The sequence below is a fragment of the Actinomadura latina NBRC 106108 genome, assembly GCF_001552195.1.
Classification (GTDB): domain Bacteria; phylum Actinomycetota; class Actinomycetes; order Streptosporangiales; family Streptosporangiaceae; genus Spirillospora; species Spirillospora latina.
The window spans coordinates 23710-34635 of record NZ_BCQS01000029.1 but is presented as its reverse complement, the minus strand read 5'-3'; the positions used below and the strand labels follow the sequence as shown (position 1 = coordinate 34635).

The following is a 10926-nucleotide window of genomic DNA, read 5'->3' as shown; positions in this document are numbered from 1 at the left end:
TTTCTCCCACCCCTTTGTGGGTGTAAGGCCCCCGGTAGACGACCGGGTTGATAGGCCGGAGATGGAAGCGCGGTAACGTGTGGAGTCGACCGGTACTAATAGGCCGAGTGGCTTGAACACACAATACGTTCAATCCGAATCGCTGTGAGTTGTTCGCGTCCCTGTGTGGTTCCCAGAAAACAACCTGGGCACCCGTAGTGCATACAAATTGGATACCGAGCCTGGTCGCTCGGACGTCGACTTGCCCACCCCGCAGCAGGGGGTGGTGCGTTGAGGCGTTCGGTGGTTTTGGCGAAGGGGAAACACCCGGTCCCATCCCGAACCCGGAAGTTAAGCCCTTCAGCGCCGATGGTACTGCATGGGAGACTGTGTGGGAGAGTAGGACACCGCCGGACTCATATTGCAGGAAGGGCCCCGCCGACACGGCGGGGCCCTTCCTCATTTCACGGGGCGGTGTGCCACCGGCCCGTGGCCGTGTCACCTGGTCACTGTGGCTTTGGCGGCGCGGGGGACGCCTGTGGGAACGGCTGGTCGTCCGCCGTGGAAGCGGCGGGAGCTCATGGGCGCTGATTCATGGATGTACATCGTCTCCTTCGAACCCGACATCGCGGCTGCTCTGTCCGCGCTGCGTCAGCGGGAGTTCCACGACACCGTGACCGGTTCGGGATGGCCGGCGGACTGGCCGCAGCCGAGCACCATTGACGAGTTCCGGGTCCTGATAGACGAAACCCACTCCTCGGTTGGCGGCATCCTCGAACTCGACGGGCGGCTGATCGGCCCTGGAGGCGAGGACGAGCTCCTGGCCATGCGCCTGCTGTCGCCCACGGAGGTCCGTGCCGTCTTCGGCACAGACCACCCGACTCCAGAGAACTTCGAACGCGCTCATGCCGCCTCCCGCCCCGCGCTGGAACCCGATCGGCGCGATCAAGGACGCTGCACTGTGCTCTATGACCGGTGGGGAGAGCCAGTACGGATCGCATTCTGGGGAATCTCCGGAGACTGACCTGCCCGACGAACAGCAGCTCAGCATGAGTCCTTTAGTCGGCGATGGGGGAGCGGAGTGGATCAAAGCCGGACTTTGTTGGGCGCGTCGGCGTCGCTGTCGCCGCCGACCGGCCGGTCACCGTCGTCCTGGCCGTAACGAACCTGGGAGGGCCAGTGGAGGGGCGGCCCCTTCGACCGCTTGACGCTCACCTGGTGGATTCCACGTTGGCCTCGCGCTCCGTGGACGCGGCTGAGCTTCGGCCCGCTGGGCCCTGGAACCGCATCGTGACCTGAGGCGCGCTGCGCCCTGCTCAAGGGCTCTCCATCGGCGCGAGTCGCGAGGTGCGCGGTACCTGGGTACGCGGATGACCCTGCTCGGTCGACGGCACCGGCCTGCCGGGACGTCCGCGCGAACGCGCGGCGGCGTCGGGGGGCCGGGACGTTAGCCGGCGGGCGCGTCGTCCATCAGGGCCTTCGCGTAGTTGGCCAGGGAGCGGTTGTACTGGGGGAGGTGGCGGGAGAGCGCGCCGAGGGCGAGCGCCGCCGCCTCCCTGTCCCGGCCGAGGTCGGTGAGCGCGAGCGCCAGGAACGCGGTCACGGCGTCGTCGAGGGCGTCGGAGCAGGCGTCGCGCTCGGCGGTCAGCAGGGCGATGCTCTTCTCGGCCCGGCCGAGGTTGCGCAGGGTGCTGGCGTACTGGATGGTCGCCTCCCGCCTACGCGTGCCGTCCAGCCCGGCCTCGAACGCCCGCCGGTAGTGGACGGCGGCCTCCGCCTCGTTGCCGATCGAGTCGTGCGCCGACGCCAGCTCGTACTCGGCGACCGCGTCCCCGGGCGGCAGTTCGCCGGTGAGCGCCTCGATCCTTGCGAGGAAGTCCGCGGGCGCGAGGTCGTCGAACGTGTCCCACAGCTCGGCGATCCGCCGTTCCCAATCCTGGGTGATCATGGACCTGAGGATAGGGCCCCGCACCGGGGCCGCGGCCCGATCGGGGGGCGCAACGGTCCTGCAACCTGCCGTGCGCCACCATTGGACCGCTCGACAGAGGTCGGGATCATGGTCGCGTCGGTGCCAACCCACACATCTGCATCGGCGCGGCCACCGAGACGCGATTATCAGCCGAACGCATTCCGGCCCCGACCGGTTGTTGGAGCCGCCCCTATCGACGGGAGCCGGGACGGGGCACAGTCAGGGTGCCCCCGGCCGTCCACCCCCGGAGTCCCCGATGAGACTCGCCGCCGCTCCCGCCCTGCTCGCGATCGCCACCGCCGCCGCGCTGGTCACCGCCGCCCCCGCCCGGGCGGACGACCCGCCCGCCGGCTCGGTGCCGCCCGACCAGGACCCGTTCTACTCCGCCCCCGCCGACATCGGGACCTACGCGCCCGGCCGGATCGTCGCGACCCGGGCGATCGTCCCGAAGGCCGGGAACCTCGCCGACACCGCCGACGCCTGGCAGATCTCCTACCGCACCAACGACTCGCATGACCGGGCCGAGTTGACGGTCACCACGCTCCTCGTCCCGAAGAAGGCGTGGACCGGCGCCGGAAGCCGTCCCGCCATTTCGGTCCAGGCGGCGGAGGACTCCACCGGCACGCAGTGCGCGCCGTCCTACGGGATCTCCTCCGGCTCCCTCGTCGCCTCGTCGTCGGTGTTGTTCGCGGCCCCGCTGCTCGACAAGGGCTGGGCCGTCGCCATGCCCGACTTCGAAGGACCGAAATCGGTGTTCATGGCAGGGCCGCAGGCCGGCCACGCCGTCCTCGACGGCATCCGCGCGGTGAAGAACTTCGGCACCGGCGGCCTCGGCAAGTGGGCGCTGAACGGCTACTCCGGCGGCGCCCAGGCGACCGGCTGGGCCGCCGAGCTCCAGCCGTCCTACGCACCGGATGTGGAACTCGCCGGCGTCACCATGGGCGGCACGCCAGCGGACCCCGGTGCCGTGGCGCGCTCCCTGGACGGTGGCCTGTTCTCCGGCTTCGAAGCCGCCGCCACCGTCAGCCTGGACGCCGAGTTCCCCGAGGCCGGCATCCAGAAGCTCCTCAACGACAAGGGCCGGCAGGCCATGGCGGACGCGCGCGGCAAGTGCGTGACCGACCTGCTGACCGGCTTCGCCTTCAAGAAGCTCGCCGACTACAGCACCGTCCCCGACCCGCTGTCGGTGCCGTCGGTGGCGGCGATGCTGAAGAAGAACACCATGGGCTCGGCCGCGCCCGGCGCACCGGTCTTCAACTACCACGCGAACACCGACGAGATCGTCCCCGTCGGGCAGGCGAACGCCCTCGTCAAGGCGTGGTGCTCGAAGGGTGCGACGGTCCAGACCGTCCGGGATGCGATCGGCGAGCACGCGCTGGAGGCCCTCGTCCGCAACAACGACGTGGTGGCCTTCCTGGCCGACCGCTTCGCCGGCAAGCCCGCCGCCACCATGTGTTGACCCGGGGTGCGGAAGTGCCGGAGCCTGCGCCCGCGTGACGGGCAGGGCGTCGAGGTTCTTCTGCAGCGGTTCGCGCCGACTTGCGGTTACCGGGTTGCGGTGGCCAGTGCCGCGCGGATGGCGTCCTCGTCGGCCGGCTCGCCCTTCTCGTTCGAGAACGGCCCGTACGGGGTCCCCCACACCGGTGTACCCGTCGCCTGCCGCCAGCTCTCCGCCAGCGGTCCCGCGTCCACGACGCTGTACCCGATGGATTCGATGAATTCGGTCACCGCAGCCTTCGCGGACGCGGAGTCCCCGGCGATCGGCAGGTACGAGCGGTCGGCCGCTTCCGCCGGGCGGGCGAGCGACAGCAGGTGCTTGTAGAAGATGTTGTTGAACGCTTTCACGACCGAGGCGTCCGGGATGTACCGCAGCAGCAGCTCGCTCGAAGTGAGCGACGTGCTGTCGAGCTCGGGGATGTGCCCGTCGCGCTCGGGGCCGTAGTTGCAGGTGTCGATGACCGTCTTCCCGGCCAGTGGCTCGGCGGGCAGGTCGGGGAACGCCTTGACCGGCACCGAGACCACGACGATGTCACCGGCCGCCGCGGCCTCCCCGCTCGTCGCCGCGGACGCCCGGGGCCCCAGTTCCGCGACCGTGTCCGCGAGCGTTTCGGGACCGCGCGAGTTGCCGAGCACGACCTGGTGGCCGGCGTCGATGGCGAGCCGCGCGATGGTACTGCCGATGTGTCCGCTTCCGATGAATCCCACAGTCGTCATATTCTCCGCGTCCTTTCAGGAGAGCCGTACTCTTGTTATTTGTCGGGCTTGTTGCGATTGGGATCCTCGCTGTCAGCCGGCGGGGAAGTAATGGCCGTTGTCCAGATCGGCGAGCAGGCCGGGCTGGGCGGGTTCCCAGCCGAGGGTCCGGCGGGTGATGAGGTTGGACGCCGGGTAGCTCTGCGTGACGATGTTCGCGAGGAACCCGAAGTAGCCCGGCACCATCAGTTCGTCCGCGGGAACGCTCACGGCGGGTAGGCCCAGGCGGCTGCCGATGGCCTCGGCGATCTCGCGGAGCGGGACGGCCCCGTCCCCGACCGCGTGCCAGTATCTGCCCGCCGGCCCCTTCTCCAGTGCCAAGCGGAACAAGGAGGCGACATCGCGGGCGTGCACGGCGTTCCACACGTTCGCGCCGTCTCCGGGGTAGCCGACGAAGCCCTTCTCCTTGGCGAGCGCGATCAGCTGCACGAGGAAGCCGGCACGATCGGTCGTGCTGTGCGCGATGTTGGCGAACCGCACGACCGAGGACCGCACTCCCCGGTCGGCGAGGCCGATGACGGCGGTTTCCACGACGTTGCGAACCCGCAGGGTGCCCTTGTGCTCATCGCCGCCGGGAAGGGCCGGGTCCTCCTCGGTGGCGGGTCGGCCCAAGTTCCCGGTCGAGCCGATGCTCCCCGCCGCGACCAGCGGCTTTCCGGTTCCCGCGAGTGCCTCGCCGTACGCGAGCATGATGGGGAGTTCCGCGGCGGCCACGGCGTCGATCCCGCCGGACGGAAGCAGTTCCTGCCTCTGCGCGACGTGGATGACGCCGTCGGAATCGGCGGCCGCCTCCTTGAGCCCGTCGAGATCCTCGAGGTCGCCGCGACGCACTTTCGCGCCGAGCGCGGATAGCGCCGCAGCAGCCGTGTCCGACCGGGCCAGGCCGGTGACCTCGTGCCCGGCGCCGATGAGCTCGGGAACGATGTACGAACCGGAATGGCCGGTTCCGCCGGCGACGAAAACGCGCACGCTACTGCTCCTTGTCGATGATGTGGTGCGAGAAGTGGTGGCGTGGGCGCCTCAGCTGAGAATGCTGACGCCGAGGGAGAAGTTGGTGTGCTTGACGGTGTGGGCGAGGAGGCCCATCAGCAACAGGCCGGCGTTCTCCAGTGCCTGCGCCATTGGCAGTTGCCCGGTGTCCAATGGGCGCATTCCCAGGCTCTCGATGAACTCTGATACGCGTGTCTTCGCCTGCGCGTCGTCGCCCGCGATGAACACGTCCAATCGGCGGTCATCGGCCGGTTCGGCGGCCAGAACATTCGCAAACAGGGTGTTGAACGCCTTGACGACGTGCGCGTCGGCGGGGGCGGCCTTGGCGATCTCCTGCGCGGCGGAACTGCCGTCGGGGGTGGCAAGTCCCTTGAAATCGGCGGCGAAGGGGTTGGTGATGTCGATGATGACCTTGCCGTGCAGCGCGTCCCCGTACTCGCCGACCACCGCCGCGGCGCTGGTGTACGGTACGGCGAGGATCACGATGTCCCCGGCCGGGGCGGCGCCGGCCGTCCCGACGGTGGCGCCGCCGAGCGCGGCGGCCACTTCCTTGGCCTTGGCCGCGTCGCGGCCGATGATCTCGACGGCGTTGCCGCCGGCGAGCGCCCTGGTGGCCAGAGCGCGGGCCATGTTCCCCACGCCGATAATGCTGACGGTACTCATTGCTGTGCCTGCTTTCTGGAACTGGCCGCCGAATTCTCGTGCCGAATTCGCTTCGGCCTCATTGGATATCTCTTAAAGTAGCCATTGGCCTGAGTGGGTGTCCAAGACTTCTTTCAGCCCTGGTGATACCCTGGAGGCATCACCGGGCCGGGAGGTTTTCATGGATCTGGACCTGCGCAAACTGCGCTACTTTCTGGCCCTCGCCGACAGGCTGCACTTCGGCCGCGCCGCTGAAGAGCTGCATATCGCGCAGCCGGCGCTCAGCCGGCAGATCCGGGCGCTGGAAAAGGATCTCGGCGCCTCGCTGTTCACCAGGGATCGCCACGGCGTGGCGCTGACCGACGCCGGGCGGCAACTGCTGGCCGACGCCGGTCCGCTGCTCGCCTCCGCGGACGCGGTCCGCCGCCGGGTGACCGCGGCCGCCCGCGGCGGCCGGCGGCTGACGGTCGGCTTCCGGACCGGCATCCCGGTCATTCCGGCGGCCCGGGCGTTCGAGGCCCGGAATCCGGACGTGGTCGTGGACGTCCAGCGGATCGAATGGGATGACCAGGCCCCGATGCTGCTCGACGGCCGCATCGACATCGGCTATGTGCGGCTGCCCATCGACGAGACCGGCCTGCGCGTGATCCCGCTGTACACCGAGCCGCTCATGGTGGTGCTGCCCGCAGGCCACCGGCTGGCCGGCAAGGAGGAGGTCACTGAGGCCGACCTGGCCGGTGAGCCGCTGGTCTGGCATGCCGGCCCGAGCACACAGCCCACCAGGCGCCCGCATCCCGACTCCGGGGTCCGCGTGCGCGGCGTGGAGGAAAAGCTCGAGCACGTCGCGGCCGGCCGGGGCATCTCGTTCGTGGGACGTTCGGAGACGGTGTTCTACTCACGTCCGGACATCAGCTACGTACCCATCCCGGAGCTCGCGCCCGACCAGGTGTGCCTCGCGATGGCGGCGTCGCGCACCTCGCCGCTGGCAGACGACTTCTTCGCCGCGGCGCAGTCGGCGGCCGAGATCACAGCAGAATGCGGCAACTACGAGGCTTATTCAGACGATCGCGCAGAAGCGTAGAGCGATGGCGGAGACGTACTGGACACCGTTCGTGCTCGGCTTGTTGTGGCTGTTTCGGGACGTATAGGCGTCTAGGAACTGCCTCGTCCCGTTGCCGCCGACCGTACTGGTGGGGGCTCAGGTAGTGGGCCGAGGTGAGTGGTCAGGCGGTCGCGGAGGAGGATGTACTCGTCCGCCCTGCGGCGCGGGAGGGGAGCCGGACGCTGGACGACTCGGGCGCCCGTGATGGTCTGGCCACCCTGGAACTGGTCGCGGGTCAGGTCGATCTCGACTCCGCTGGGCAGGCGATTCCACCAGTGGTAGCCCTGCTTCTCTCCGTCCGCCGCGTGGACTTCGCCGACCACGAGATCGCCGTTGAACAAGTCGTTCACCACGAGGGCCGTGATATCGCATTGGCCCCAAGCGGGATTGCCCGGATGCCATGGTGCCCTTGCGAGATCGTCCGGGGAGCAGGTGTCGGCGGCCCAGCAGGCTCGGAGGGCTTCTTCGATGCGGGTCAACGTCCATGGAGGCACAGGTGGCAGCGTGCCAGCAGGGGCCTTCAGGTGCTACGCCGGTTCGTCCCGGAGGGCGGCCGTCCTGGCGTCGGCGAGGCAGAAGGGGTGGCCGGCCGGGTCGATGAAGACGCGGAATCGGCGGCCGCCTGGCTGGTGCTCCGCGAGTTCGGCGCCGGCGCCCAGAACGCGTTCCTCCGCCGCGTCCAGGTCGTCGACGCCGACGCGGCGGCCCACGGTGAGGACTGCGGACCAATGCCGGGTGACTTGCCCATCCGGGCGGGTGGCGAGTCGACGGTGGACCTCGCTGTAGAGGTGTCGGCGTTTGGCGGGTTCCATGGCGATGTGGCCGGAGAAAGTATCGAGCAGCGCGATGTATTCGTCCGCCGTATAGCGGCGAGCCCAGACATAACGCCGCGTCCCCACGACTGTGAAATGTGCGGATGCCTCGAACTCGTCGGCGGTGGGATCATGCTGGGCCTCAGGTGGCGCCGGTGGCCAGGGGGCGCCATCGCCTTCACCGATCTCGTCATAGACTTGCTGGATATGGGTGAAGAACGGGTCGAATTCTGCGGGGAAGGCATGCCCGGCGTCCCAGACGGCCAGGTGGCCGCCGTGGGCGAGGAGGGCGGCGGCTTTGGCGTACTTGACCTCCGGGTCCATCCACTTCCAGGCCGTGGCCGCGTAGACGAGGTCGAAAAGGGTGCCCGTCGGCGGCTCCCACTGTTCGAACGATGACGTGATCACCGAGACGTCGGCGAAGACGGCGAGCCGGCGGCGGGCCTGCGCCGCCAAGGCATCACCGAGTTCCACCGCGGTAATGGAGAAGCCCATCCTTGCCATGGGCAATGTGGCCTTCCCCGGACCGCATCCGACTTCGAGTAACTGCGCGGGCGGTTTGATCCCGGTGACCGCAAGAAGGTCGCTGAACAGTTCGGTCGGGTAGTCGGGGCGCGCGCTTTGGTAGATAGCAGCCGCTTTGTCGAAGGTGGTCCGGAGCCGGCGATCGTGGGACATGCCATCCATGCTGCCCGGCCAGGCGGATTCACGCGTCCAGTTGGGTCAAGGTGAGCCGCGTGGTGGTCGTGGCGGACCCCGGCGGCGAGGGTGGCCAGCGGGGATGATCCACCGGTCTCGGCAGTGGTAACCAGGTCGTCGACCCGCGACAGAGGGGCAGCGGTGCAAGAACTGGTGCGGACGGGCCCATTCCACTGTCGGGTGAGGTAAGGCCTATCCGGCTTGCTGGGGGCGGTTGGAGCGGCGGGGCCAGCAGCCCGTCGACGTCGACGGCGGTGGCGCACTTGCGCGAAACGTGAGGCAGAGCTCGCGGTTGATCGCGTTCAACTACGCGTCGCTACTTTGACTGCCTGCCCGATCAGGACGTCACGCAGATGTACCGCAGGTCACGCGGATATTCGCGTCCCGTGTGCCGTCCACCCGGGTACTGAAAGGGCCTTGACCGCCGGGGGTGGCGGGCAAGGCCCCATCAGGCGGTCAGGTCAACATTTCACCCAGTAGCCGGGATCGGTCTCCTTGATGGTGCTGGTGGTGTAGAGGTTCCACAGCCCCAGGTTCTGGTCGGAGCCGTTGGCGTAGGTGTAGCCCATGGACTGGTGCGCTCGTCCGGCGGTGGTGTGCGCATAGTTGGACGCGGTCACACACGCCGGGGTCGGCGTGGGAGTCGGTGTGGGCGTGGGTGAGGTCGGCGGCGTTGTGGTCGGTGGCGGTGTGGTGCCGCCGCCGCTCATGGCCCTGACCATGTTGACGACGGCCGTCATCTGCGGGCCGGTCTTGAGCGGGTACTGGGCGGACTGGTAGCCCCACCAGTCCCAGCAGCCGCGCGGGTTGCTCGATCCCGACGCGGTCGCCTGCGGGTATAGGACGATCATGGCGTTGGTGTCGGCGTACTCGTTGAGGTAGGCCTTGTCCATGAAGGTGTTGCCGATGTTTCCGTAGTACTGGTAGCAGCCGTGCAGCGCGACCATCAGCTTGCAGGACGACTGCTCGCAGGACTGCGGGACGTAGGCGAACCCTTCGTTGCCCATGCTGATGGAGGTGGCGTTCCCACCGGGGACGTAGTCGTTCTGGTCGAACTGGATCAGCCGGCCGGTCAGGGACGAGGCGGCGGGCTGCACTGTGCCGTAGAGGTGGGTGAGCATGTCCCTGACGGGGTCGCCGCCGCAGTTGTTGATCCAGGGCGACTGGGTGACCGAGCAGGAGCCGGGGCCGATCGGGCTGACCCAGGCGTGCCCGGCGGCGGAGGTGTGGTCGTAGACGACGTCGGCGCCCAGATCGCGGTAGTAGGTGGCCAGGTCGTCGTTGACGTCCTCGGCGACGGTGGTGTCGGACGTGCCGTGGTACAGCCACACCGGGTCGCCCGACAGGTTCGCGACCGGGTCGACGGTGCCCGCCGAGGCGCGGTCGCGGGTCAGCTGTTCGAGCTGGGCCGGTGTCTTGCGGGGCAGGTAGGTCGCCATGCAGGCGTTGAGCGCGGTGCTCAGGCTGTTCTGCGCGCAGTCGTAGGCGCCGGCGGAGAAGATGCCGGTCCCCTGGAACAGGGACGAGTAGGCGACGTGGAGTTGGTTGGCCATGAACCCGCCGGACGACACCCCGCTGACGTAGGTGGCGCTGATGTCGTACTTGGCGAGCGGGGCGGTGGTCGGCGGCGGGACGGCGGCGTGGACGACGGACAGGGAGGTCGTTGCCAGGGCTGCGGCCGCGACGGCGGCCCAGATCCCTTGCCTGATCCTCAGGCGCATGGGGGCTCCCAGGGGTGGGGTGGGTGCCGCCATCGTCGGAATCTTCCGCGCCGCCTACCAGGGCGCGCGAAAACACAATCCCGTAGATCAACATGGCGACGGACGCCACGCACCCGGAGCCCATGGCCGTCTGATCAGCCTCAGCGGACGGTGCCCCGCTTAATGCGGGTGAGGAGGGTCGTCCACTCGTCGGGAGTGAAGTGGAGGACGGGGCCGTGGGGGTCCTTGGAGTCGCGGGCGGCGATGCCGTGGTCCCTCATGGCTTGCCGCTTTACCGAGTGTGATGCGGCGAACTCGCGAAGTGTCGGACATGGGAGGACGAGATGGCAGCCATGGTGGTGCTCGGGGTGCTGACGGTGGATCGGGACGCGTCGTCCGTGGCGTTGCTGCGGCCGGGCCCGGGGAGGAGTGCGGGCGCGGGCTGATGATCGTCGAGGCGGTGGCGGGGCGGTGGGGCGTGCGGCGCGGGGAGGCGGAGACCTGCGTCTGGGCCGAGGTCGTCCGCAGGGAGCGTGTGCCGGGGTTGCAGTGATTCCGGCGGGTGCGTGGCGGGGACGCCGTAGGCTGCTCGGGTGGTGCGTCCTGGAAGCTGGTCCGATCCTGCGGGTGGAAGTCCCGTCCGGGTAGACACCGGAGTGCCCGGTAGCAGGCCCCGGTTCGTTGGAGAGATCCGGCGGGCTGAGCGGGGCGTCGAGAGCCTCTTTGGAGGGAGCAAGCACGCGGGCCGTAGCCGTTTTGCGGTGAGTCCTGCAGCCTCGT

Annotated in this window: 11 protein-coding genes and 2 rRNA genes; 5 read left to right on the top strand and 8 right to left on the bottom strand. The window is 68.9% G+C overall.

The genetic code is table 11. The annotated features are described in order from the left end of the window. From AL2_RS29515 to AL2_RS29505, 3 genes are all read left to right on the top strand, one after another. Positions 1-120, top strand: a 23S ribosomal RNA gene (locus AL2_RS29515); the annotation flags it as partial. A gap of 158 nt (positions 121-278) precedes the next feature. Beyond that, positions 279-395: ribosomal RNA gene (gene rrf / locus AL2_RS29510) — 5S ribosomal RNA — on the top strand. Positions 396-577: 182 nt separating this feature from the next. Next, positions 578-1003 (top strand): hypothetical protein, encoded by a 426-nt coding sequence (locus AL2_RS29505; protein WP_067639363.1) that lies wholly within the window; start codon positions 578-580, stop codon positions 1001-1003. A gap of 423 nt (positions 1004-1426) precedes the next feature. Here the strand turns inward: AL2_RS29505 and AL2_RS29500 are convergent, their stop codons facing one another. Next, positions 1427-1927 carry a tetratricopeptide repeat protein gene (locus AL2_RS29500; RefSeq protein WP_067639361.1) on the bottom strand — a complete coding sequence of 167 codons (501 nt, stop codon included), beginning with the start codon at positions 1925-1927 and terminating at the stop codon, positions 1427-1429. Positions 1928-2204: 277 nt separating this feature from the next. On the opposite strand from AL2_RS29500, the gene AL2_RS39885 reads away from it, so the two are divergent. Then, positions 2205-3407 (top strand): lipase family protein, encoded by a 1203-nt coding sequence (locus AL2_RS39885; protein WP_067639358.1) that lies wholly within the window; start codon positions 2205-2207, stop codon positions 3405-3407. A gap of 86 nt (positions 3408-3493) precedes the next feature. On the opposite strand, the gene AL2_RS29490 is transcribed toward AL2_RS39885, so the two are convergent. From AL2_RS29490 to AL2_RS29480, 3 genes are all read right to left on the bottom strand, one after another. Beyond that, entirely contained in the window at positions 3494-4162 is a 669-nt protein-coding gene (locus AL2_RS29490) for an NADPH-dependent F420 reductase (RefSeq protein WP_210747915.1), read from the bottom strand. A gap of 72 nt (positions 4163-4234) precedes the next feature. Continuing rightward, positions 4235-5170 (bottom strand): SDR family oxidoreductase, encoded by a 936-nt coding sequence (locus AL2_RS29485; RefSeq protein WP_067639354.1) that lies wholly within the window; start codon positions 5168-5170, stop codon positions 4235-4237. 51 nt (positions 5171-5221) lie between these two features. Then, a complete protein-coding gene (locus AL2_RS29480; RefSeq protein ID WP_067639352.1) occupies positions 5222-5854 on the bottom strand; it encodes an NADPH-dependent F420 reductase in 633 nt (210 codons plus the stop codon). Positions 5855-6014: 160 nt separating this feature from the next. Between AL2_RS29480 and AL2_RS29475 the strand changes: the two genes are divergently transcribed. Then, a complete protein-coding gene (locus tag AL2_RS29475) occupies positions 6015-6914 on the top strand; it encodes a LysR family transcriptional regulator (RefSeq protein ID WP_067639350.1) in 900 nt (299 codons plus the stop codon). Between the two features lie 71 nt (positions 6915-6985). On the opposite strand, the gene AL2_RS29470 is transcribed toward AL2_RS29475, so the two are convergent. The 4 genes from AL2_RS29470 to AL2_RS36830 form a co-directional block, all read right to left on the bottom strand. Continuing rightward, positions 6986-7429, bottom strand: a complete 444-nt coding sequence (locus AL2_RS29470; RefSeq protein WP_067639348.1) for a YunG family protein — start codon at positions 7427-7429, stop codon at positions 6986-6988. A 33-nt stretch (positions 7430-7462) separates the two neighbouring features. After that, complete coding sequence (locus AL2_RS29465) at positions 7463-8425, bottom strand: methyltransferase domain-containing protein (protein WP_083947021.1); 963 nt, start codon at positions 8423-8425, stop codon at positions 7463-7465. 482 nt (positions 8426-8907) lie between these two features. After that, positions 8908-10167 (bottom strand): extracellular catalytic domain type 2 short-chain-length polyhydroxyalkanoate depolymerase, encoded by a 1260-nt coding sequence (locus AL2_RS29460; RefSeq protein ID WP_067639346.1) that lies wholly within the window; start codon positions 10165-10167, stop codon positions 8908-8910. Positions 10168-10307: 140 nt separating this feature from the next. Beyond that, positions 10308-10427: a DUF397 domain-containing protein gene (locus AL2_RS36830; protein WP_083947020.1), complete on the bottom strand. Its 120-nt coding sequence runs from the start codon at positions 10425-10427 to the stop codon at positions 10308-10310. Positions 10428-10926 lie beyond the last annotated feature (499 nt).